At 62.3% G+C, this 22,744-nt stretch carries 17 protein-coding genes, 1 tRNA gene and 1 pseudogene; 12 read left to right on the top strand and 7 right to left on the bottom strand.

Features of this window, described 5'->3' with window-relative positions; genetic code table 11:
- Positions 1-15: 15 nt before the first annotated feature.
- A complete protein-coding gene (locus tag RZS28_RS15640) occupies positions 16-891 on the bottom strand; it encodes a sulfite oxidase heme-binding subunit YedZ (protein ID WP_407338663.1) in 876 nt (291 codons plus the stop codon).
- A 363-nt stretch (positions 892-1,254) separates the two neighbouring features.
- Between RZS28_RS15640 and RZS28_RS15635 the strand changes: the two genes are divergently transcribed.
- The 6 genes and pseudogenes from RZS28_RS15635 to RZS28_RS15610 all read left to right on the top strand — a co-directional run.
- Positions 1,255-2,712 carry an efflux transporter outer membrane subunit gene (locus tag RZS28_RS15635; RefSeq protein WP_407338662.1) on the top strand — a complete coding sequence of 486 codons (1,458 nt, stop codon included), beginning with the start codon at positions 1,255-1,257 and terminating at the stop codon, positions 2,710-2,712.
- Between the two features lie 300 nt (positions 2,713-3,012).
- Positions 3,013-4,365 carry an MdtA/MuxA family multidrug efflux RND transporter periplasmic adaptor subunit gene (locus RZS28_RS15630; RefSeq protein ID WP_407338661.1) on the top strand — a complete coding sequence of 451 codons (1,353 nt, stop codon included), beginning with the start codon at positions 3,013-3,015 and terminating at the stop codon, positions 4,363-4,365.
- 91 nt (positions 4,366-4,456) lie between these two features.
- On the top strand, positions 4,457-7,576 hold the full coding sequence (locus RZS28_RS15625) for an MdtB/MuxB family multidrug efflux RND transporter permease subunit (protein ID WP_407338660.1): 3,120 nt from the start codon (positions 4,457-4,459) through the stop codon (positions 7,574-7,576).
- The gene (locus RZS28_RS15620) at positions 7,573-10,869 is read left to right on the top strand and encodes an efflux RND transporter permease subunit (RefSeq protein WP_407338659.1); all 3,297 of its coding nucleotides are present in this window, start codon (positions 7,573-7,575) and stop codon (positions 10,867-10,869) included. The genes RZS28_RS15625 and RZS28_RS15620 overlap by 4 nt, the downstream gene beginning before the upstream one ends.
- Before the next feature lie 131 nt (positions 10,870-11,000).
- On the top strand, positions 11,001-11,954 hold the full coding sequence (locus RZS28_RS15615; protein ID WP_407341142.1) for an acetyl-CoA carboxylase carboxyltransferase subunit alpha: 954 nt from the start codon (positions 11,001-11,003) through the stop codon (positions 11,952-11,954).
- Between the two features lie 176 nt (positions 11,955-12,130).
- A pseudogene (locus RZS28_RS15610) lies at positions 12,131-12,610 on the top strand (murein L,D-transpeptidase family protein); the annotation flags it as partial.
- Between the two features lie 995 nt (positions 12,611-13,605).
- Here RZS28_RS15610 and RZS28_RS15605 read toward each other — a convergent pair.
- Positions 13,606-15,222 (bottom strand): fumarate hydratase, encoded by a 1,617-nt coding sequence (locus tag RZS28_RS15605; RefSeq protein WP_407338658.1) that lies wholly within the window; start codon positions 15,220-15,222, stop codon positions 13,606-13,608.
- Here RZS28_RS15605 and RZS28_RS15600 point away from each other — a divergent pair.
- Both RZS28_RS15600 and RZS28_RS15595 read left to right on the top strand, forming a co-directional pair.
- Positions 15,205-15,453 carry a hypothetical protein gene (locus RZS28_RS15600; protein ID WP_407338657.1) on the top strand — a complete coding sequence of 83 codons (249 nt, stop codon included), beginning with the start codon at positions 15,205-15,207 and terminating at the stop codon, positions 15,451-15,453. The two genes, RZS28_RS15605 and RZS28_RS15600, sit on opposite strands and share 18 nt — an antisense overlap.
- A 5-nt stretch (positions 15,454-15,458) precedes the next feature.
- Positions 15,459-16,457, top strand: coding sequence for a glucokinase (locus RZS28_RS15595; RefSeq protein WP_407338656.1), 999 nt, complete (start codon positions 15,459-15,461; stop codon positions 16,455-16,457).
- Positions 16,458-16,479: 22 nt separating this feature from the next.
- Here RZS28_RS15595 and ptsN read toward each other — a convergent pair whose 3' ends face one another.
- From ptsN to RZS28_RS15580, 3 genes are all read right to left on the bottom strand, one after another.
- The gene (gene ptsN / locus RZS28_RS15590) at positions 16,480-16,944 is read right to left on the bottom strand and encodes a PTS IIA-like nitrogen regulatory protein PtsN (protein ID WP_407338655.1); all 465 of its coding nucleotides are present in this window, start codon (positions 16,942-16,944) and stop codon (positions 16,480-16,482) included.
- 107 nt (positions 16,945-17,051) lie between these two features.
- Complete coding sequence (gene hpf / locus RZS28_RS15585) at positions 17,052-17,687, bottom strand: ribosome hibernation-promoting factor, HPF/YfiA family (protein WP_407338654.1); 636 nt, start codon at positions 17,685-17,687, stop codon at positions 17,052-17,054.
- Positions 17,688-17,989: 302 nt separating this feature from the next.
- Positions 17,990-18,074: transfer RNA gene (locus tag RZS28_RS15580), tRNA-Tyr, on the bottom strand.
- A 161-nt stretch (positions 18,075-18,235) separates the two neighbouring features.
- Here RZS28_RS15580 and rlmB point away from each other — a divergent pair.
- Positions 18,236-19,153 (top strand): 23S rRNA (guanosine(2251)-2'-O)-methyltransferase RlmB, encoded by a 918-nt coding sequence (gene rlmB / locus RZS28_RS15575; RefSeq protein ID WP_407338653.1) that lies wholly within the window; start codon positions 18,236-18,238, stop codon positions 19,151-19,153.
- A 52-nt stretch (positions 19,154-19,205) separates the two neighbouring features.
- On the opposite strand, the gene yidD is transcribed toward rlmB, so the two are convergent.
- Positions 19,206-19,535, bottom strand: coding sequence for a membrane protein insertion efficiency factor YidD (gene yidD / locus RZS28_RS15570; RefSeq protein ID WP_407338652.1), 330 nt, complete (start codon positions 19,533-19,535; stop codon positions 19,206-19,208).
- Positions 19,536-19,655: 120 nt separating this feature from the next.
- Between yidD and RZS28_RS15565 the strand changes: the two genes are divergently transcribed.
- Positions 19,656-20,480, top strand: a complete 825-nt coding sequence (locus RZS28_RS15565; RefSeq protein WP_407338651.1) for a MipA/OmpV family protein — start codon at positions 19,656-19,658, stop codon at positions 20,478-20,480.
- A gap of 34 nt (positions 20,481-20,514) precedes the next feature.
- Here RZS28_RS15565 and RZS28_RS15560 read toward each other — a convergent pair whose 3' ends face one another.
- Positions 20,515-20,961 (bottom strand): iron-sulfur cluster assembly scaffold protein, encoded by a 447-nt coding sequence (locus RZS28_RS15560; RefSeq protein ID WP_407338650.1) that lies wholly within the window; start codon positions 20,959-20,961, stop codon positions 20,515-20,517.
- Positions 20,962-21,143: 182 nt separating this feature from the next.
- Here RZS28_RS15560 and folE point away from each other — a divergent pair, with 182 nt between their 5' ends.
- Together folE and hisI are read left to right on the top strand one after the other, a co-directional pair.
- Positions 21,144-21,782, top strand: coding sequence for a GTP cyclohydrolase I FolE (gene folE / locus RZS28_RS15555; protein ID WP_407338649.1), 639 nt, complete (start codon positions 21,144-21,146; stop codon positions 21,780-21,782).
- A gap of 93 nt (positions 21,783-21,875) precedes the next feature.
- Positions 21,876-22,301, top strand: coding sequence for a phosphoribosyl-AMP cyclohydrolase (gene hisI, locus RZS28_RS15550; protein ID WP_407338648.1), 426 nt, complete (start codon positions 21,876-21,878; stop codon positions 22,299-22,301).
- Positions 22,302-22,744: the final 443 nt, after the last annotated feature.

The raw sequence follows: 22,744 nt of genomic DNA, 5'->3' as shown, positions 1-22,744 counted from the left end.
CCAGGACGCGCGCATTCAAGGGGTTTCCGTCCGAGCGGATATGACGCGAATCCTTGAGCCCGGCGCGGAGCCTGCGCGCGCGATCAGCGGCCGCAGGAGCCGCGCGACGCAAAGAATGACGCCCGCCCCAAGAACGAACCAGCAAGGCCGCACCGAATAGGAAAAATCGAGATTTGCCGCCAGCACCGGCAGCAACGGCGCGCGAATCGAGAAAGCGTACCAGAGCGCCTCAGCGAGCGCGGTCGCGAAAGCCGTGGCCGCGGCAAGGCTCGCGACCTGCCAGGGCGAAAGGTCGCCAGATAATCGCTGCGCGATCCGATAGCCGAACAAGAGCGAAAACAGTCCAGCCATCACGATCGGCTCGCTGACGTCGAGCTTCGATTGCATGAAGAAATGAACGGTCGCCAGCACGGCGATCGGATAGGCCAGTTGCTGCAAACGCCCCCATCTTTGCGCGCCCAGCCGCGCGATCATCCCGTCAGTCGAGGTCGCGCCGAGCGCGCAAAGCCCGCAAAAACCGATGAAGCCCAGCGCGAGATAAATCCGCAAGGCGATTTCGGATGCGACATGCGCAAAGTCGAAATGCTGATCGAGACTATAGAGAGCGACATGCAAACTGGCGTAGGCTAGAACCGACACGCCGAGAATCCGCCGGATCGCGATCAGCTTCGACCACCGCGATGCGAGCCGGAGCGGCGTCACGGCCAAGGTCAACGCCAGAAGGCGAACGGCCCAAAGACCAGTCTGGTGAATGGCCTCGGTGACAGGCCGCGAGCCGAGCCAGCCCTGCTGCGCCTCAACCGCGATCCAAACCGCCGGAACGAGGACGCCAAGAAAAGTCGCAAATTTGAGCGGAGCGAAGCGCCCGGCTCGATCGGTCCATGGCCACATGAATAAATGCGCTCCGTGCGGGAGATCATAATGATTGTTCGGCGCGCCTCGCCAATATGTTTCGCCGCCAACCCGGAATCACGAATTTGTGACGCGCCGCGCCTTGTTTTGTCTCCCTTGCACAGTGCAAAGGTCAACCTTGCTGAAGCAAGGGAGTGATGCGCGAATGCTACACGAAGACGTTTTTGATGCGCCGCTTCGCTTTGTCTTATGATTTGGCCGCATTTTCTTGCTAGCTCCATCAACACCCTCTGGCATCGGATCTGAGGATGCGTCTCGCATGAGCTTGCGCTCGAGCTCTTGCATCCGACGCGGCGGCATTCGAAACAGCCGCATTCAATGTGACCAATGAGCGAGCGCGGATTGAAAACTCGGCGTCCCTGTTCGGCCTTGGCCCTGATCCTGTCGCTAGCCGCCGCGTCCTGCACGGTCGGGCCCAACTATGATCGCCCGTCGGCGCCGGAGCCCGCAAAATACAAGGAGATGAAGGGCTGGAAACCGGCCGCGCCCGCCGATGCGCTCGACCGCGGCGCGTGGTGGGCGGTCTTCAGGGACGCCAAGCTCGATTCGCTCGAGCGGCAGATCGAGATATCCAACCAGACGGTCATCGGCGCGGAGGCGGCCTATCGGCAAGCCCGCGCAATCGTCAAGGAAGCTCAGGCGGGATTGTTCCCGACGATATCGGCGAATTACACCGCGATCGATACGCATCAAGGCAAGGCGCTGTCGGGAGCCGGCCACGGGACCACCATCGTGACCTCCGATTTGTTCGCCAGCGGAAGCTGGGACCTCGACGTCTGGGGCAAGATCCGCCGCACCGTCGAAAGCGATGTCGCCGGCGCGCAAGTCTCCGCGGCCGATCTCGCCAACGCCACGCTCTCCGAACAGGCGCTGCTCGCCATCGCCTATTTCAATCTCCGCGCCGCCGATTCGTTGGAGACCCTGCTCTATACGACTGCGGCCGCCTACAAGCGGACGCTGGAGATCACGCAACATCAGTATGACGCCGGCGTCGCCTCGAAAGCGGATGTCGCGACCGCGCTGGCGCAAATGTTGACCACCGAGGCCTCGGCCATCAATGTCGGCGTGTCGCGGGCGCAGTTCGAGCACGCGATCGCTGTGTTGATCGGCAAGCCGCCGGCGGAGCTTTCGATCGCGAAAGGCGCTTTGGCGAATAATCTTCCGGCCATTCCGGTAAGCCTGCCCTCGGCGTTGCTCGAGCGCCGCCCGGACATCGCCGCGGCGGAGCGGCTGATGCAGCAGCAAAGCGCTCTGATCGGCGCGACCATCGCCCTCTTCTATCCGGATATCAGCCTCAGCGGCACGTTCGGCTTCACCGGCCCGCACGCGCTTGCGGTCACGCTCGCGCATGAGCTCTGGACCGCCGGCGTCTCCGCCGCGCAGGTCGTCTTCGACGGCGGCTTGCGCGGCGCGGAGGTCGAAGCCGCGCGCGCTACCTTTGACCAAAGCGTCGCGAACTACCGGCAAACCGTGCTGACCGCCTTTCAGCAAGTCGAAGACAATCTCGCCGCGCTGCGAATTCTGGCGCGCTCAGCCAAGGTCCAAGGCCAGGCGGTCAAGGCGGCGCAGGAAGAGGTGGACATTCTTCTCAATCAATATCGCGCCGGCACCATCTCCTTCACCGCCGTCGTCGTCGCGCAGGCCATGTTGCTCGGCGACCAGGAGACGGACCTCACGATCCGGCAAAACCGCTTCCTCGCCAGCGCGTCATTGATCGAAGCGCTGGGCGGCGGATGGCAGGCGCACCTCTTGCCAAGCAGCGTGGATCTCGAACAGCAAAATCCCATGCCGCATCTTTAGGTAAGGGCGTTTCGGCGCCGGACGCAACGTCACGCGGCGGCAGGGTTCTCCGCGCGCTCGCCAAGGAAAACCTTGCAGCCCACGAAGAGTTGATACGAAGCCGCCGGGATTGCGTCGCATTTCTCGAAGAGATTGTGGCGGCCTCTGGGTTCGAGATATAAAATAGAACGCGAGCGACGCCTATGGAACCGCACGATTACAAAAGACTCATCGTACAGAAACCCGGCGGTAAGCGACGCTCGACTATGATCGCCCCCGGCCGTCCCCCGCAAAGCTGGGAAAGGCTTTGGACGCAAAGCAATGGATGATCGAACCCGCACGGCCGAGAACGAGATCGCGGAGAAGTTTTTTCTTCGCGATGAGAAGCCGTCTTTTCGCGAAGAAAAGATCGCGCGGCCTGACGTCCGAACCAAGCGTGGACGGCGCCTGGGACCGATTTTTCTGCTCGGGCTCGCGATCCTGATCGGCCTGGGCGTCTATCGAATCGTCGCGACAGTTCGGGCGCCGAAGGAATCCGGCCGCGGTCAGCAGCAAACCGCGCCTCAGCCGGTCGGCGCGGCGACGATTGCGCTTGGCGACATAAAGGTTGTCGTGGACGCGCTCGGCACGGTCACGCCGCTCGCCACCGTCACCGTGAAGACTCAGGTCAACGGCCAGCTCACCGAGGTGGCCTTCAAGGAAGGCCAAACGGTCAAGAAGGGCGACTTTCTCGCGCAGATCGATCCGCGGCCGTTTCAGATCGCCGAAACTCAATTCCAAGGACAGCTCATCCATGATCAGGGCCTGCTCGATCAGGCGAAAATGGATCATGCGCGCTATGAAACCCTCGTCAAGCAGAACTCGATTGCGCGTCAGCAAGCCGAGGATCAAGCCTATCTCGTCAAGCAGTATGAAGGCTCGGTCAAGACCGATCAGGCCCAGATCGACACGCAGAGGCTGAACCTCATCTATGCGCATATTGTTTCGCCGATCGATGGCCGCGTCGGCCTGCGTCTGGTCGACGCCGGCAATTATGTGCAGACGACCGACGCCGGCATCGCGGTCCTCACGCAATTGCATCCGATCTCGGTCATTTTCACCGTGCCCGAGGACGATCTTCCAGACATCATGGCGCAGATGCGGGCGGGGACGCCGCTTGAGGTCACGGCCTATGATCGCGCCAATGTCACGCGGCTCGCGGTCGGAAAGGTCATCACGCTCGACAATCAGATCGACACAACGACCGGCACGGTGAAGCTGCGCGCCGAATTCCAGAATCAGGACGACAAACTGTTTCCGAACCAATTCGTCAATGCGCGGCTGTTGATCAACACGCTCCATAATGTCGTGACTGCGCCGACGGCATCCATTCAGCGCGGCGCTCCGGGCGCCTTTGTCTACCTCATCGGCGCCGACGACACCGTATCCGTGCGAACAGTCGAAGTCGGACCAACCGACGGAGGCATGGTCGCCGTCACCTCCGGATTGGCGCCTGGAGACCGCGTCGTCGTGGATGGCGCCGACAGGTTGCGCGACGGCGCGCAGGTGTTCATCCCATCCGGCGACAATGGCGCGGGCGGGGGACATCAGGGCAAAGCGGCTGGCCCGGAGGCTCCAGCGTCGGGAGAGCCAAGCCGCCGCGGCAATCGCCAGCGTCAGCAAGGCGGACAATGATAAAGCTTTCGCTGGCGTCTCATCGGTTTTGGAGGACGCCGCGCGCCAGCGCTTTATGGTCTGAGCTCGGAACCCTGCTTGGGGCGGAGTGATGAATCCGTCGGAGCTTTTTATCCTTCGTCCGGTCGCGACCACGCTTTTGATGGCCGCGATCATGCTCGCCGGCGGCGTCGCCTATGGATTCCTGCCGCTTTCCGCCCTGCCCGAGGTCGACTACCCGACGATTCAGGTCCAGACCTTCCTTCCCGGCGCAAGTCCGGAAGTCATGACCTCTTCAGTGACGGCGCCCCTGGAGCGCCAGCTCGGCCAGATGCCGGGCCTCAATCAAATGACTTCGGCGAGTTCGGCCGGGGCTTCGGTCATAAATTTACAGTTCAGTCTGAACCTCAGCCTCGACGTAGCGGAACAGGAGGTTCAAGCCGCGATCAACGCGGCGAACAATCTGCTGCCGAGCGACCTTCCCGCGCCGCCGATCTACGCCAAGGTCAACCCCGCCGACGCGCCGATCTTGACGCTCGCGGTCACGTCCAAGACCTTGCCTCTGATCCAGCTCGAAGACCTTAGCGAAACGCGACTCGCGCAAAAGATCTCGCAACAGCCGGGCGTCGGACTGGTCAGCATCAGCGGCGGGCAGAGGCCGGCGATGCGCATCCAATTCAAGCCGCAAGCCCTCGCCGCCTATGGCCTCAACATCGACGACCTGCGAACCACCATCGGCAACGCGAACATCGATTCGCCCAAAGGCAATTTCGACGGACCGACGCAAGCCACGACAATCAACGCCAATGACCAGATCACGAGCGCGGAGGGCTACCGCAACCTTGTCATCGCCTATCGGGATGGCGCGCCGGTCCGGCTCGGCGAAGTCGCAACTGTCGTTGAAGGCCCGGAAAACACCAAGCTCGCAGCCTGGGCCAACGCCACACCGGCCATTATCCTCAATGTCCGGCGGCAGCCCGGAGCGAATGTGATCGAGGTCGTCGACCGGATCAGGACTCTGTTGCCGACGCTCGAAGCAAGCCTGCCGTCCGCCGTCGACATCGCCGTCCTGAGCGATCGCACGACCACGATTCGGGCGTCGGTCGCCGACGTCGAGTTCGAGCTCGGGCTCGCAGTCGTGCTCGTCGTCATCGTCATCTTCGTTTTCCTGCGCAACCTGCCGGCGACGATCATCCCTAGCCTGTCGGTTCCATTGTCCCTGGTCGGCACGCTTGTCATTATGTATCTCTTGGGGTTCAGCCTCGACAATCTCTCGCTGATGGCCCTGACGATCTCGACCGGCTTCGTCGTCGACGACGCAATCGTGATGATCGAGAATGTCAGCCGCTATGTCGAAGCGGGCGACCCGCCCTTGCAGGCCGCGCTGACAGGCTCGAGACAAATCGGCTTCACCATCATTTCGCTCACGGTCTCGCTGATCGCCGTTCTCATCCCTCTCTTGTTCATGGGCGACGTGATCGGGCGCCTGTTCCACGAATTCGCGATCACTCTGGCGGTCACGATCGTAATCTCGGCGATCGTCTCGCTCACCCTCGTGCCGATGCTTTGCGCGAGACTGATCCATCATCGTCCCGCCGCCTCGCGCAGCCGCTTCGATCTCGCGGCGGAGCGCGCCTTCGACGCGACCATCGAGCTCTATGGCCGCGCGCTCAATGTCGTGCTTGCACACCAGCCGCTTACCCTATTCGTCGCGATTGCGACGCTCGGCGTGACGATCGCGCTCTATATCATCATTCCCAAAGGCTTCTTCCCGGCGCAAGACACCGGCATGATCCAAGCCATCACCCAAGCCTCGCAAAGCGTCTCCTTCGAGGCCATGTCGCGCCTGCAGCGCCAGCTCGGCGAGGCGATCCTCAAGAATCCCGCAGTTGACAGCTTAAGCTCGTTCATCGGCGTAGACGGCGACAACACGACGCTGAACAGCGGCCGGATCCTGATCAATCTCAAACCGCTGGAAGAACGCCGCCTCGGCGCCGGCGACGTCATCCGCCGCTTGCAGAAGGAGGTCTCCGGAATTGTCGGAGTCTCGCTCTACATGCAGCCGGTGCAGGATTTGACCATCGATTCCAACATCAGCCGGGCGCAATATAATTTCATCTTGCAGAACGCCAACGCCGCCGAATTCAAGACATGGACGCCGCGCTTGATGCAGCGGCTGGGCAGCCTGCCCGAGCTTGCCGATGTCGCAAGCGATTCGCAACAGCAAGGCCTCGCGGTGGATCTCGTGATCGATCGGGCCACCGCCGCGCGCTTCGGAATCACCCCTGCGACGGTCGACAACGCGCTCTATGACGCATTCGGGCAGCGCATCGTCTCGACGATCTACACGCAATCCAACCAATACCGCGTCATTCTGGAGGCTGATCCCTCCGTGCAGCGGACTCTCGCCAATCTTTCCTCGCTGTATTTGCCCTCATCGTCCTCGACCTCCAACGGACAAGTGCCGCTCTCCGCGATCGTTCATGTCGAACAGCGCGCCGGCCCCTTGCTGCTCACCCGTCTCTCGCAGTTTCCAGCAACCATGGTCTCGTTCAATGTCGCGCCCGGCTCATCGCTCGGCGCCGCCGTCGAGGCGATCGAAACGGCCGAGAAGGAGATCGGCCTTCCGGCCAGCTTCGTCACCTCCTTTCAGGGCGCCGCCGGCGCCTTCCGCGCCTCGATGACCAACGAGCTCTTTCTGATCATCGCCGCGGTCGTCACCATGTATATCGTGCTCGGCGTGCTTTATGAGAGCTTCATTCATCCGATCACGATTCTGTCCACCCTGCCCTCGGCCGGAGTCGGCGCGCTCCTCGCCTTGATGGCGTCCGGCGGCGAGCTCGACGTCATCGCGGTCATCGGCATCATCCTCCTGATCGGCATCGTGAAGAAGAACGCGATAATGATGATCGATTTCGCGCTCGACGCGGAGCGCTCGGAAGGGCTCGCGCCTCGCGAGGCTATCTTTCAAGCCTGCCTGCTGCGGTTTCGCCCGATCCTGATGACCACCATGGCCGCGATCCTCGGCGCGCTGCCCTTGATGCTTGGGACGGGGACCGGCTCCGAGCTTCGCAATCCGCTCGGCGTCGCCATCGTCGGCGGCCTCGTCGTGAGCCAGGTGCTGACCCTCTTCACCACGCCGGTGATCTATCTCTATTTCGATCGCCTCGCGGTCCGGCTCTCCGGTCGGCGGCCGCGGAGGTCCCTGCCTTCGGGCGAGGCTGCGGAATGAATCTCTCCGCCCCTTTCATTGCGCGTCCGGTCGCGACCACTCTCCTCGCGATCGGGATCGCTTTGGCAGGAAGCCTGGCTTTTCTGAAATTGCCGGTGTCGCCGCTTCCGCAGGTCGATTTTCCGACGATCAACGTGCAGGCGACGCTTCCCGGGGCGAACCCGGATACGGTCGCCGCCACCGTGGCGAGCCCGCTTGAGCGCCATCTCGGCCAAATCGCCGACGTCACCGAAATGACCTCGAAAAGCAGCTTAGGCGCGACCGCCATCACGCTGCAGTTCAACATTAACCGCGACATCGACGGCGCCGCTCGCGACGTGCAGGCCGCAATCAACGCAGCCCATGCCGATCTGCCGACGAGCCTGCGCACCAACCCCACCTACAACAAGGTCAATCCCTCTGACGCCCCGATCCTCATCCTCACCCTGACCTCGAAAACCGCGACGCCCGGCCAGATGTATGACGCCGCGAGCAATATCTTGCAACAAAGGCTCTCCCAGCTCGATGGCATAGGCCAGGTCATCGTCAGCGGCTCGGCCCTTCCGGCGGTGCGCATCGAGATCAACCCTTACGCCCTGACCAAATATGGCGTCGGGCTCGAGGACGTGCGGGCGGCGCTTGCTTCGGCCAACGCCAATAGCCCGAAAGGCGCGATCGAGAACGAGGGCCAGCGGCTCCAGATCTACACCAATGATCAGGCGACCCACGCGGCCGATTATCGTCCGCTGATCGTCGCCTATCGCAATGGCGCTCCGGTGCGACTCACCGACGTCGCCTATGTCGTCGATTCTGTCGAGGATCTTCGCAACGAGGGCCTGGCCAATGGCAAGAAGGCCGTCATCGTCATCTTGTTTCGCCAACCGGGCGCGAATATCATCGAGGCCGTTGACAGCGTGAAGGCGGAATTGCCGCATCTCGCGGCGGCAATGCCGAGCGATATGGAAATCGCGCTTGCGGCGGACCGCAGCACAACCATCCGCGCCTCTTTGCACGATACGGAAATGACCCTGGTCATCGCGGTCGGCCTCGTGACCCTGATCGTGTATGCCTTCCTGCGCGATTTTCGCATGACGCTCATCCCGAGCATAGCCGTGCCGATCTCGATCATCGGCACGTTCGGCGCGATGTATCTCGTGAATTTCAGCCTGGACAATCTTTCGCTCATGGCGCTGACCGTCGCGACCGGCTTCGTCGTCGACGACGCGATTGTCGTCGTCGAGAATATCGCCCGCCATGTCGAGGCCGGACTAGGGCGCGTCGAGGCGGCGCTGCGAGGCGCGCGCGAGGTTGGATTCACCGTGGTTTCGATCAGCATCTCGCTGATCGCGGTTTTCATTCCGATCCTCTTGATGGGCGGGATTGTCGGCCGGCTGTTTCGCGAGTTCGCGATCACGCTCTCCCTCGCCATTCTCGTCTCGCTCGTCTTGTCCCTGACCTTGACGCCGATGATGTGCGCGACGCTTTTGAAACCTGGGCGGCGGCCCGAGGCAAGCCGGCGCGGCTTCGACCTGTTCGCCTGGGCGGCCCGGGGATATGAGCGAACGCTCGCCTGGGCGCTCCGGCACGGCAGACTCATCATGGCGGCGCTGTTCGCCACAATTTGCCTCAACGTCCTGTTGTTCTCGATCGTGCCGAAAGGCTTCTTCCCGCAGCAAGACGTCGGCCGCATCATCGGCAATATTCAGGCCGACCAGAGCATCTCGTTTCAATTGATGCGGCAAAAGCTCGAGCAGGTCCAATCGATCGTCCAGAGCGACCCGGCGGTCGACAATGTGGTCGGCTTCACCGGAGGCTCAGGGACGAATGCCGCGTCGGTCTATGTCGCCTTGAAGCCGAAGTCGGAGCGCAGCGAATCCGCCGACGAAATCATTGGCCGCCTGCGCCACAAGCTCACGCAAGTGCCGGGAGGACGCCTGTTCCTGCAGGCGGTGCAGGACATCCGCATCGGCGGCCGCATGAGCAACGCCCAGTACCAGTTCACCCTGCAAGGCGACAGCACGAGCGAGCTTTATGCTTTCACGCCGCGCCTCGTCGAGGCGCTGCAGAACAGCCCTTCCCTGGTCGATGTAAATTCCGACCAGCAGCAGAACGGCCTCGAGACCGACCTTGTGATCGATCGCGACACCGCCTCGCGTCTCGGCGTCACCCCCTATCAGATAGACAACACGCTCTATGACGCCTTCGGGCAACGCCAGGTCTCGACAATCTACACCGCCTTGAATCAATACCACGTGGTCATGGAAGTCGAGCCGCGATATTGGCAGGATCCGGCGATCCTCAAAGACATCTATGTCAGCACGTCAGGCGCAACCCCGAGCGGGACCGCGACAAGCAATGCGGTAGCGGGGACGGTGGCCGCCGGCTCGACTTCGACGTCTGGCTCCTCAAGCTCCGGCGGCGCAAACTCGACGAATAACGCCGCGCGCAACGCCGCAACCAATGCGCTGGCGAATACCGGCAAGGGCGTCGCCTCGTCTGGCGCCGCCGTCAGCACCAACCGGGAAACGATGATCCCGCTCGCCGCTTTCGCCCATTTCGCGCAGGGCAAGACGCCTTTGTCGGTCAATCATCAAGGCCCGTTCGTCGCGACAACAATCTCCTTCAACGTGCGGCCTGGCGCATCGCTGAGCGACGCGCGCCGCGAAATCCAGCAGGCTATGGCGGCGATCCATGCGCCGGCGACGATCCACGGCAGTTCGCAAGGCGCTGCTCGGGCCTTCGAGGAGTCGCTCGCCAGCGAGCCATTTCTCATTCTGGCCGCGCTGGCGGCGGTCTATATCGTCCTCGGGATTCTCTACGAGAGCTTCATCCACCCGATCACGATCCTCTCGACCTTGCCTTCGGCCGGCGTCGGCGCGGTGCTCGCGCTTCTGTTATTTCGCGTCGAGTTCAGCATCATCGCCATGATCGGGGTGATTCTGCTGATCGGGATCGTCAAGAAAAACGCGATCATGATGATCGATTTCGCGCTCGAGGCTGAGCGCAATGAAGGTCTTTCGCCCCGCGACGCCATTTTTCGCGCCTGCATGCTGCGGTTTCGTCCGATCATGATGACGACCATGGCCGCGATCCTCGGCGCCGTCCCGCTCGCCATTGGGTTCGGCGACGGCGGCGAGATAAGGCGCCCGCTCGGAATCTCGATCGTCGGCGGGCTGATCGTCAGCCAGATGCTGACGCTTTACACGACTCCGATCCTTTATCTTTATCTCGACGAATTCCGCCTTTGGTCGCAACGGCGATGGCGTCGCGCCTTCCCGCGGCTTTCCGGCGAGGCTTCCGACGCCCCGATCTGACGCCCGTCGACCGGGCATCAGGCGAAGCCGCGCCGCAAGCCCAAACAAACAAGTTCCGCGCGGCGCGCAATTTCTTGACTTCGCATTTCAAAATCGCCAGTTTCCGCGCTCCTGAAACTTACTCGGCGCCGATGCAAAGCTATCTCGATTTTGAAAAACCCGTCGCCGAACTCGAGGCCAAGGTCCAGGAACTGCGTCAGCTTGCCGCGCAAGGCGACGCCGTGGCGATTGGCGAGGAGCTGGCCCGGCTCGAAGCCAAGGCGGAAAAGGCGCTCGCCGACCTCTACGCCAATCTCACGCCCTGGCAGAAAACGCAGGTCGCGCGGCATCCGCAGCGGCCGCATTTCAACGATTACGTTAAATCGCTCGTCAAGGACTTCACGCCTTTGTCGGGCGACCGTCAATTCGGCGAGGACGCCGCCATCATCGGCGGCTTCGGCTGGTTTCGCGGCCGCGCGATCTGCGTCATCGGACAGGAAAAAGGATCCGACACCGCGGCGCGCATCCGTCACAATTTCGGCATGGCGCGGCCGGAAGGCTATCGCAAGGCCGTCCGCGTCATGGAGCTGGCCAATCGCTTCAATTTGCCGGTCGTCTCCCTCGTCGACACTCCGGGCGCTTTTCCCGGCGTCGACGCCGAGGAGCGCGGCCAGGCCGAAGCCATCGCGCGGGCGACAGACGCCTCGCTTGCGCTCCGCGTGCCCAATATCGCGGTGATTCTGGGCGAGGGCGGCTCCGGCGGCGCCATAGCCATCGCAAGCTCCAACGCCGTTCTGATGCTCGAGCACGCAATCTACACTGTCGCCTCGCCGGAAGCGTCTGCGTCGATTTTGTGGCGAGATTCGGCCCGCGCGGAAGACGCCGCCACAAATATGAAGATTACCGCCCAAGATCTGCTCAAATTCGGGATCATAGACAAGATCATCGTCGAACCCGTCGGCGGCGCCCATCGCGATCCAGATGCGGCCGCGGTCGCGGCCGGCGACGCCATAGCCGAGGCCTTGAAGGAATTCGAGCAGATGTCAGCCGACGAACTCAGGACGGCGCGCGCCGACAAATTCCTGAATATCGGGCGGAAAGCATAGGACGAAGAATTCCGGGAAGAGATTTTCGCGCAAGCTGGCGATTTTAACCACGGGGAGAGTTGTTTCGCCGCAATCGGGATTTGGTCGAGCCTACGGTAACCTCCGGATAAGGATACCAAGCGTAAGCCATCCAGACAGCTCGCGAAACTCGCTTCGCTAAACGGGCCAGACTCAAGATGCGCCGCAATCCTTTCCTTCGCCGGTTCTGCGCTTTCGCCTTCATCGTCTCGGCGGCCGGATTGCTCGCCGGCTGCGAGGATTATCCAGGCCTCGCCACAACCAATCCCCGCGCCTTTGCGCCAATTCCGGCCGAGACGCTCGCTTTGATGGCGGCGAACGGGACCTCGAAAGATGCGCCCGTCCTCATCCGAACCTATAAGAAGGAATCGGAGCTGGAAATCTGGAAGATGAAGCCGGATGGACGCTATGCGCTTTTGAAAACCTATCCGATGTGCCGGTGGTCGGGACAACTTGGGCCCAAGGTGCGCGAAGGCGATCGGCAGGTGCCGGAAGGCTTCTATTCGATCACTCCGGCGCAGATGAACCCCAATTCCGCCTATTACCTCTCGTTCAATGTCGGCTATCCGAACGCCTATGATCGGGCTCAGGGCCATAGCGGCGGCTCGATCATGGTGCATGGCATTTGCTCGTCGGCCGGATGTTTCTCGATGACCGATCCGCAGATCGGCGAGATCTACGCGATTGTTCGGGAAGGCTTCGCGGGCGGCCAGCGCGCCGTTCAAATGCAATCCTATCCATTCCGCATGACCGCGGAGAACTTCGCCAAATACAGGCTCGACCCGAACATCGGGTTCTGGAAGCAATTGAAGGAAGGTTCGGATAATTTCGAAGTGAGCCAGCAAGACGTCGCGGTCGGCGTCTGCAGCAAGCATTATGTCTTCAACGCAACGCCGGCGGACGGTTCGCATTTCGACGCAACCGGCGCCTGCCCGCCGCTCAAACGCAACGATGACGTGCATGGCTCCGTCGCCGCCAAGGGGCAGCGGGACGAGGCCAAGGTCGCCGAGCTTGTCGCGCAAGGCGTGCGGCCGGTGCGCACGGTCTACGCCGACGGCGGCCAGCATCCGAATTTTGCGTCGCTGTCGAGCTATGCGAGCCGGCCCGAGGCGCTCGCGCGTGGTCCGATCGACGTCGCGCTCGACGAAGGCAAGGGCAAGAAAGGCCGCGTTTCGCCATTGGTTCAAATGGCGGCGCTCAAGGCGGACGCCAATTCCACGAGGGTCGCCGCCGCGAAGCCTGCCGATTCGGCCGACGTGACGGGAAGCACCCCATCCGATTCGGCGAAGCTGCAACCATCCTTGTTCGCTCGATTTTTTGGCGCCAAACAGGCCGATCCCGCATCTGACGCCCCGGCTGTCGCCATCAACGAACCGGCGGCGCCGCAGGCCGCCGACGTTCCTTGCCGCCGAGGCGCAGCCTGCTGTCTGCCGGCGCGGCCAAGCCGCAAGCCTCGCTTTCAGCGCCGGCCTCAGGCCCGACCAAGCGTCCGGCTGCGGCGACGCATGAGAAACCGATCACGGGCGCGGCTCTGCCCGTCCCGGCGGCAGGCTTCGCAGCCGTCGCGCAGGCTGATCAGCATTGAACCCTTGACCAAGACGCGGACGGGGATTGTCCTCGCCGCGCTCTTCTGTCACCCCAAATTCAATTCCTTGAAAAAATCATTGCCTTTGTCGTCGATCACGATGAAGGCCGGAAAATTCTCGACCTCGATCCGCCAGATCGCCTCCATGCCGAGCTCGGGATATTCCAAGACCTCGACCTTCTTGATGCAGTCCTGCGCGAGCCGCGCGGCGGCGCCTCCGATCGAGGCGAGGTAAAAGCCGCCATGCTTGGCGCAAGCCTCGCGCACATGGCTTCCGCGATTGCCTTTGGCGAGCATCACCATCGAGCCGCCGGCCTCTTGAAACTGATGGACATAGGAATCCATGCGTCCCGCCGTGGTGGGGCCGAAGGAGCCTGAGGCGAAGCCTTCGGGCGTCTTGGCTGGGCCTGCATAATAGACCGGGTGATTCTTGAAATAATCCGGCATGGGCTCGCCTCTTTCCAGCCGCTCCCTGATCTTGGCGTGGGCGAGGTCGCGCGCGACGATCATCGGCCCGGTAAGCGAAAGCCTGGTCTTGATCTTATGCCGCGACAATTCCCGCAGGATCTCAGGCATCGGCCTTGTGAGATCGATCTTGACGACGGAGCCGCCAAGCGCAGCCTCGTCGATCGCCGGCAGATATTTTGCCGGATCGCGCTCAAGCTCCTCAAGAAAGACGCCGTCGCGGGTGATTTTGCCGAGCGCCTGACGGTCGGCCGAACATGACACGCCGATCCCGATCGGCAGCGACGCGCCATGGCGGGGCAAGCGCACTACGCGGACGTCATGGCAGAAATATTTGCCGCCGAACTGAGCGCCAACGCCAAGATCCTGGGTCAGCTTGAAGATTTCCGCTTCCATCGCAGAATCGCGAAAGGCGTGGCCGTCTTCGCCTCCGGCGGTCGGCAGGGCGTCCAGATAATGCGCGGAAGCAAGCTTGACGGTCTTCAGGTTCAGCTCCGCCGATAGCCCGCCGATCACCACCGCAAGATGATAGGGGGGGCAGGCGGCCGTGCCGAGCGACAGGATCTTCTCCTTCAGGAAATGGATCAATTGATCATGCGTCAAGATCGACGGCGTCGCTTGATAGAGATAGGTCTTGTTGGCGGAGCCGCCGCCTTTCGCCATGAATAGAAACTTATAGGCCTCCTCGCCTTCAGAATAGATCTCGATCTGGGCCGGCAAATTGGCGCCGGTGTTCTTCTCCACGAACATGGAGAGGGGCGCGAGCTGCGAATAGCGCAGATTTTTCTTCGCATAGGCGTCCCTGACGCCTTCGGCCAGCGCGCTTTCGTCATCGCCTTCGGTGAAGACCAACCTGCCCTTCTTGGCCATGACGATCGCCGTGCCCGTATCCTGACACATGGGCAGAACGCCGCCCGCCGCTATATTGGCGTTCTTCAAGAGATCATAGGCGACGAATTTATCGTTCGACGTCGCCTCGGGATCGTCGAGAATCTTGGCGAGCTGGGCGAGATGGGCTGGACGCAGCAAATGGTTGATGTCGATCATCGCCTGCTCGGCAAGAAGCCGGATCGCCTCGCGTTCGACGAAAAGGATCTCGCGTTTTCCAAATGTCTCAAGCCGGACGCCGTCCGCGTCGAGCTTGCGATAGGGCGTCTCATCCTTGCCGAGCGGAAAAAGCGGATGATGCTGAAAGGTCATCTTGAAGGTCTCAATGCTGTGGCGCATGTTGGTTTCGACGCACGTCTATCCGAGGCGGCTCTCGAAATCGAGCCCTTGGCGGGCCTGTCCGTCGCGCAGCGGCTCGGCTCGCACTTCACGCCTTCGCGGCGGGAGTTGGAAATGGAAAAAGGGCCGATCGGGCTGTTTGTCGGCTTGGCGGGCGCCGATTTCTGTCCTGAACATTCGGACGGGTCCAAGACGCAAAGCTGAACGGCGTGAATTTTCCTTTTCCAGTCCTCCTCTGCGACATCGGCGGCACAAATGCGCGTTTCGCATTAGCGCGGAGCCCCGCCGCGCCACTGGAATACGGGCCGCATCTCAAGACCGGCGATTATCCGAGCTTCGAAGCCGCGGTCGCCAACGCCCTTCCCAGGCTCGACGTGAAGCCGCGCTCCCTGATCGCCTGCGCCGCCGGTCCCGTCAACGGGCGCAGCGTGAGGCTGACCAACGCGGCCTGGAGCATCGACGGCGTGAACGTGGCCGAGGCCGCCGGCCTGGGCCAAGGCCTTCTTCTCAATGATTTCGAGGCGCAAGCGCTCGCCTTGCCCGCCCTTCAACCCGCCTGGACCAAGCCGATCGGCGGACCCTTCGACACGAAGCCTGGCGCGCAGCTCATTCTTGGCCTCGGCACCGGCCTTGGCGCGGCGGCCCTGCTCGAGATCGAAGGGCGACATTTCGCTCTGGCGAGCGAAGCCGGGCACATGGATTTCGGGCCTGTCGGAGCAGAACAAGCAGCCATTTGGCGCCATCTCGACGCGTCGGAGCATGGACGGATCAGCGTCGAAACCGTCTTGTCCGGCGCCGGGCTTGCGCGGCTTCACCGCGCGCGCTGCGCGGCCGCTGGGCGCATTGCGCCGGATTTCGATGAAGTCGCGCTGATCGAAAACGCCCACACGCAGCCCAATGGCGAAGAGGCAAAGACGCTGCGGCTTGCTTGGACCCTGGTCGCGCGATTTACTGGAGATCTGACCCTGGCGCTGCTCGCCAAAGGCGGCGTGACCTTTTCGGGCGGCGTCCTGCCGCGCCTCGCCGATTTCCTCGATCCACACGAATTCCGCGCTCATTTTGAGGATAAGGCGCCATTCGGCGACATGATGCGCGGCATTGGCGCAAGGCTGATCATAGCCGAGGACGTGGTCCTTCCGGGCATGGCCGCGATCGCCGCTGCGCCGCAGGCCTATGCGATCGATTACGCCCGCCGCGCCTGGCGGTGATGCGCCGGGCCGATATTTTGGTTCAAGCCGCGCGCGAGGCGCCTTCTTCCGTCAAGACTGCGTAAAGCGCCGAGACGTCGCGAGCAGCCCGAAGCTTTCCCGTAACCGCTGCGTCTCGGAACACGCGCGCCAAGCGCGCTAGCGCCTTCAAATGATCCGCGCCAGCCGACTCAGGCGCAACCAGAAGAAAGATGAGATCAACCGGCGCGCCATCGATTGCGTCGAAATCGATCGGACGAACAAGCCTGGCGAAGATCCCGAACATCGATGTAGCCCTTGCGAGCTTGGCGTGCGGAATAGCTATTCCTTCGCCGATCCCCGTCGAGCCGAGACGCTCGCGCTGAAGCAAAGCGTCGAAGATTTCCCTGGGCGCGAGATGGGAAATGAAAGCCGCTCTGTCGCTCAGCTCCTGGAGCGCCTGCTTCTTCGCGTTCGCCTTGAGCGAGGCGATGATCGACTCAGGCGTAATCAATTTGGTCAGCAACATAGGCTCAAGCTATCTACTCTGAACGCGCGGGGAGAGATGCGAAGCAACACATATGGTCGAGGTCGGACGACCGCGCCATCCCTTGTTTGGTGTCTCACTAATTTTATTTAGGTCCTATTGGGATCGATCCAGCCGATATTTCCATCGGGGCGGCGATAAACGACATTGGTGCGGCCGTCGAAGGCGTGACGGAAGACGACGACAGGCGCGTTGGTCAAGTCCAGCTCCATCACGGCGCTGGAGACGGTCATTTCCCTAAAGGCGGACGACGGTTCGGCGATAATGGCTGGATTAAGCCCAGGCGGCGTCGATTCGCCTGATGCGAGGAGCTTGCGGCCCTGCGGGGCCGCGGCCTCCGACCCAGCCGGTTCATCCGAGACGGCTCCATTCGAAGCGCCGTTAGCCGACGGCGCCGGCCGTAACGTCTGCTCTTCCAAGCGTGGGACCGCATGATGGTCCGAGCGCCGCTTTTTATGGCGTCGCACGCGCTTCTCGATCTTGTCGGCGGCGCGGTCGAAGCTCGCGTAGGGCTCGCGCGCCTTGGCGTCGGCCTGAAGCGTGGCCCCCGAATTCAGATGCAAAGTGCAATCGGTGCGATACCCCGACCCTTCCGGCTCGATCGTGACATGGCCGATGATCGGACCTGCGGCGTATTTCGAAACAGCCGCGTCGATTCGCGTCTGAACATAGGTGCGAAGGGCGTCGCCGATGTCCAAATTCTTGCCTGAGACGCGCAACGTCATTGCCTATTCTCCGCTTTGTTTTTCGCAGCGAATTTTTCGGTAATCGCCCTTGTCCAAGGTCGTCATAAAAGGGTTATGTGGCTCCCTATGCGGAGTCAATGGCCCGATGAACATCATCAGAAGATCGGCCTTCCGGCGCTCCGCCCAAGACGAATTTACGACGCCAAAGGCCCAAATGGAACATTTGGCTAAGCGGCTAATCACCACAGAGACTTGCTAGAAGGAAAGATGGGCTCGATCCTCGGCGTCGACAATAGGGCTGGCCGCCTGGATGGAGCGTCTCGGCGCGTCAATGCGGGGATTGGTGGGGGAGGTAGGACTCGAACCTACGAAGGCGTAGCCAGCGGATTTACAGTCCGCCCCCTTTGCCGCTCGGGACACTCCCCCAAAGGCCCCGCGGACAGGGCGTTCGTGGATGCGCTTATGCGAACCGGGCCCGTTCCTGTCAACTGAAAATCTCCGGAGCCGGCGACGCCCCGCTTGCATGGGCCGCGGCGACGTGACAGGAACAAAGCGCATACACGCAAGACGGCGGGACGAAGCAGAGATTGACTCGAGACCCATCGAAAAAGCTCGGCCGAAAGACCGGCGGCCCATTGAGCCGCACGCCGCCGCGCGCGCCGGGGTCGAGGCAGGCCGCAGAAGGCAAAGCCTGGAGCCCGCGCAAGGAGTCTGAGCAACAGGGCCGGCGGCGATCCGACCCGCAGCGCGATCAAGCGCAAGCTTCAGGGCCGACCTTCCGGCGACCCACGGCCGATCTCGTCGCTCTTTTTGGCTTTCATGCAGTCCGCGAGGCTTTGCGCGCCAACCGGCGCCAACTCCTCGACATTTATGCCACAAAAGCCGCCGCCGACCGGCTCAGCGAAGAAATCGCGAGCACGGGCTTGCGGCCTCATATCGTCGAGGCCGAGGATCTCGCGCGCCGCTTGGGCGCGAACGCCGTGCATCAAGGCGTGATGCTCGAAGCCCGTCGGCAAGAGCCGGTCGATCTGTCCGACATCCCATCGCGCAGCGGCGTCGTCCTGGTGCTCGATCAGATCACCGATCCGCATAATGTCGGCGCGATCCTGCGCACGGCGGCGGCCTTTGGCGTCGACGCTTTGGTGATGACCGAGCGGCATGCGCCGGAGATGGCCGGCGTCGTGGCGAAAGCGGCGTCAGGCGGCCTCGAGCATGTCGCCATCGTCAGCGTGGTCAATCTCGCCCGCGCGCTCGAGCAGTTGGGCGACATGGGCTATCTGCGCATCGGCCTCGACTCGGAGGCTCCCGTCGCTTTCGCAGAGGCCGGCTTGACGCGTCCGCTCGCGCTCGTGCTCGGCGGCGAAGGCAAAGGCCTGCGCCGACTCACCAAGGAAAATTGCGACATTCTCGCCCGCCTCGACATGCCAGGCGCGATCAAGAGCCTCAATGTCTCCAATGCCTGCGCCGTCGCGCTGACTTTGGCCCATGCCGGCGCAGCGCGCTGAAATCTCCGAACTGAGCGGATAGCGGTTCGCGTCGAATCGCTTCTTGCTTGGGCTAAGCGCTCTCCCCTGGATCGACGCCGTTTCCGGCCAACGGCCCGCGCCAGCGGCCATAGGTCCAGGGCCGCAGCCAATGTGCGCGAGGCGGGGGCGCCTCGGGAACCGGATCGAATCCGGCGGTTCCCCAAGGGTGGCAGCGGCATAATCGAGCGAGGCCCATGAATCCCCCGGCCCAAACGCCATGCCGCGCGATCGCTTCATCCATGAAGGCGGAGCAGGTCGGCAGGTGCCGGCAATGCGTCCCAACGAAGGCCGACAGCGTGAGCTGATAGGCGCGAATGGCGTAATGGGCGGCGGCCCGGCCGATGCGAAACGATTGCTGCATGTCGAGTTAGCTGTGGCGCCAATCGATCCTGTTCAACTGTGGCATATATACACTGGCGAAGCCTAGAGCGGCGGACCATACTAGCGTCACAATTGATTGACCCGAGATCGAGGCGCTGACGTGTCCTGCATCAAAGACTTGACTCTCGCAAGCCTCCTGGCGGCTTCCTGCGCCCCCGCAGCTTTCGCGGCCGATCTGACGCCGCCGCCGCCCGTGGAGCCTCCGCCCGGCTGGACCGTCTCCATCGGCATTGGCCCGGAGGCGCTGACCGACTTCCCCGGCGCCCGGACCTACAGGCTCTGGCCGACCGGCTATCTCGCATGGCGCAAGCCAAACGATCCGCCTCTCTTCGCGGCTCCCGACGATGGGTTTGGCGTCGCGCTCCTGGACCTCGGCTGGCTTCAGGCCGGTCCGGTCGGCCGCGTCTTGCCTCGCCGCGGCCTGAGCGACGGCAATGGCGATTTCCACGGCCTGAACAATGTCAATTGGACGCTCGAACTCGGCGGCTTCGTCAACGTCTGGCTCTCCGAGCATTTGCGCACCCATCTGGAAATTCGGCAAGGCGTGAACGGCCACCATGGCCTTGACGGCAATGTCGGAATAGACGCCGTCGAAAGATTTGGTCCCTACACCTTCTCGATCGGCCCCCGGCTGGCGCTCGGAAACACAAGGTTCATGAGCGCCTATTTTTCGGTCACTCCTTTAGAGGCCTTGGCGAACGGCAATGTCAGGCCCTATCAGGCCTATGGCGGCGTCACATCGCTTGGCGGGCTCGCCGCCGCCAAATATGATATTACGCCCAACTGGAGCGCGACGGTGTTCGGCGGCTATGATCGGCTCGTCAACAGCGCGGCGGAAAGCCCGATCCCGAGCCGGCTCGGTTCGCTGAACGAGTTCAGCGGCGGCGTGATTATCGCCTATTCCTTCAATTTTGGCTGGTTCTGACGCAATCCTCGGGGGAGGACATCCGACGAGATTTCTACTCCGCCGCCGCGCGCGTGGCGCTCTCGATCTGATTGACGCAATCGAGGGTCGCCTCAAAGGTGAGCAAGGTCGAGGTATGGCGCGCCTTGAAGTCGCGCACCGGCTCGAGCACCGCGATCTCGGCCCATTTCCCGCCGGGGGCCGGTCCATTCTCCTTGAGCATGGCGCGAACCTGATCGCGCAGCGCGCGCAATTCCGGTCCGGTCGAGCCGATGACGTTTTGCGCCATGATCGAGGCGGCGGCCTGACTGAGGGCGCAGGCCTTTACGTCATGGGCGAAGTCCACCACCTTACCATTGTCCATCACAAGGTCGACGATGATGGTCGAACCGCAGAGCTTCGAATGGGCTTTCGCGGTGGCGTCGGGCGCGGCGAGCCGCCCGAGGCGTGGTATGTTCCCTGCTAGCTCAAGGATCCGTTGGTTATAAATGTCTGTCAGCATGGCTTCGCCTAGAATAATCGTTCAGGTGACTGCGCTACGCACATCCTATATAGGAATGCAGGGATTGGCGAACGAGATTTGGAATATTTCCAGCCAATGCTCTCCGGACAAACGTCCGTCCGGTGCTCCCGCGCTTGGGAGAAAGGCCAGGGACGCTCATTCAAACTTATTGGAGGCGCCACATGGATGCCGTGGTTAAGTCCTTGCTCGAACGTCCTCAGCCTCAGCCGAACAGTGCGCCTCTCGGGCGCCCCAGCCGCGAGGAGGCCGAAGCGGCGGTCCGGGTGCTTTTGCGCTGGACCGGCGACGATCCCTCGCGCGAAGGCCTGCTCGATACGCCAAAGCGCGTCGTCAAGGCTTTCGAAGAGTTTTTCTCCGGCTACCAGGCAGACGCAACCGACGTCCTCTCGCGCGTTTTCGAAGAGGTTCATGGCTACGATGACATCGTGCTCGTCCGCGACATACCGTTTTCGTCGCATTGCGAACATCACATGGTTCCCTTTTTCGGCAACGCGCATATTGCCTATTACCCATCCGAAGAGGGCGTGGTCGGACTGTCGAAGCTCGCCAGATTGGTCGATGTCTTCGCCAAGCGCCTGCAAACGCAGGAGGCGTTGACGGCCCAGATCGTCAGCGCGATCGATCAGCATTTGCGTCCGCGCGGCTGCGCCGTCATGATCGAGGCCGAACATATGTGCATGTCGATGCGCGGCGTGCGCAAACATGGCGCCGAGACCATCACGACGCAATTCACCGGCGTGTTTCGCGATGATCCCGCCGAGCAGGTCCGGTTTCTAACCCTGCTGCGCAGCGGCAAGTAAGCGCGTAAACCTCGCTGTTGGCCGCGCTGCGAGCGCAAATCCGAAGCCGGGTCAGCCCGGCTTCGCTTTGAACAAGGGAGGGATCGAGAGCGGATGGAATCCATTCAAGCCCGCCCTTCGGACGGTCTCTCGGACCAGGGCGCGAAACAAGAGTTGGAGGAAGGCGCCGCATTTACGCCGCGCTTCGACGCCGACGGGCTGATCGTCTGCGTCGCCAAGGCGGCGAGCGACGGCCAGGTGCTCATGCTCGCCTATATGAACGCGGAAGCCTTGCGCCTTACTCTCGAAACCGGCGTCGCGCATTATTGGTCGCGTTCGCGCAATTGCCTCTGGCGCAAGGGAGACACATCGGGGCAAGTGCAAGTCGTGACCGAAATCAGGACCGATTGCGACCAGGACGCTTTGCTGCTGACGGTCGACGCCGGCGGCGACGGCGGCGCCTGCCATACCGGCCGCCGCTCCTGCTTCTACCGCAAAGTCGCGCTCGACGGGGGCTCCCCTACTCTCGTCTTCGAATAGCCCATTTAGCCGAATCAACATCCACGTCGCGCCTAACAATCATCTTCGAGCCCTGAGGAGCTCTAAACACCACCGTAGGAGCCGGCCAATGAAAAAGGTCTATCTCGCCTACGCGCTTTTGCTGATCATCGTCGTCATGTTGCTGATCGCAGCCCTTGCGCCGTTCGGCGCAGCGAATATCTAATGCTTATGCATCGCGACTAGATTCGAGAGTAGCGGCTGATCTCATTTAACTATCGTGAATCGGCCTTCTCTTTTCGGCGAAGAGTTTGACGCGGGGATGGTCCCGCCGACCGAGGCAGTTGGGTCCGTTGACCTTGGCCTTCCAAGCAAGCGGCGGGCTCCGTTGCAACGGGTCGCGAATTCTATCGCTGTAGCGTCTTTTGGGCAGGTCAATCGCCGCGTTTGATCTTGCCCTTAGATGCTTGCGTTGGATTTTTTAC

It is taken from the genome of Methylocapsa polymorpha (genome assembly GCF_045689225.1).
Classification (GTDB): domain Bacteria; phylum Pseudomonadota; class Alphaproteobacteria; order Rhizobiales; family Beijerinckiaceae; genus Methylocapsa; species Methylocapsa polymorpha.
The sequence above is the reverse complement of the archived record's forward strand: the minus strand, read 5'-3'. Positions and strand labels throughout refer to the sequence as shown.

Excerpts from the sequence above, each read along its gene's own strand:
- RZS28_RS15615 (WP_407341142.1), top strand. The coding sequence starts at position 11,001 with ATGCAAAGCTATCTCGATTTTGAAAAACCCGTCGCCGAACTCGAGGCC.
- RZS28_RS15630 (WP_407338661.1), top strand. The coding sequence starts at position 3,013 with ATGGATGATCGAACCCGCACGGCCGAGAACGAGATCGCGGAGAAGTTT.
- RZS28_RS15600 (WP_407338657.1), top strand. The coding sequence starts at position 15,205 with ATGATGCTGAAAGGTCATCTTGAAGGTCTCAATGCTGTGGCGCATGTT.
- RZS28_RS15620 (WP_407338659.1), top strand. The coding sequence starts at position 7,573 with ATGAATCTCTCCGCCCCTTTCATTGCGCGTCCGGTCGCGACCACTCTC.
- yidD (WP_407338652.1), bottom strand. The coding sequence starts at position 19,535 with ATGCAGCAATCGTTTCGCATCGGCCGGGCCGCCGCCCATTACGCCATT.
- RZS28_RS15640 (WP_407338663.1), bottom strand. The coding sequence starts at position 891 with ATGTGGCCATGGACCGATCGAGCCGGGCGCTTCGCTCCGCTCAAATTT.
- RZS28_RS15605 (WP_407338658.1), bottom strand. The coding sequence starts at position 15,222 with ATGACCTTTCAGCATCATCCGCTTTTTCCGCTCGGCAAGGATGAGACG.
- RZS28_RS15625 (WP_407338660.1), top strand. The coding sequence starts at position 4,457 with ATGAATCCGTCGGAGCTTTTTATCCTTCGTCCGGTCGCGACCACGCTT.
- hpf (WP_407338654.1), bottom strand. The coding sequence starts at position 17,687 with ATGACGTTGCGCGTCTCAGGCAAGAATTTGGACATCGGCGACGCCCTT.
- ptsN (WP_407338655.1), bottom strand. The coding sequence starts at position 16,944 with ATGTTGCTGACCAAATTGATTACGCCTGAGTCGATCATCGCCTCGCTC.
- hisI (WP_407338648.1), top strand. The coding sequence starts at position 21,876 with ATGGAATCCATTCAAGCCCGCCCTTCGGACGGTCTCTCGGACCAGGGC.
- RZS28_RS15560 (WP_407338650.1), bottom strand. The coding sequence starts at position 20,961 with ATGCTGACAGACATTTATAACCAACGGATCCTTGAGCTAGCAGGGAAC.
- folE (WP_407338649.1), top strand. The coding sequence starts at position 21,144 with ATGGATGCCGTGGTTAAGTCCTTGCTCGAACGTCCTCAGCCTCAGCCG.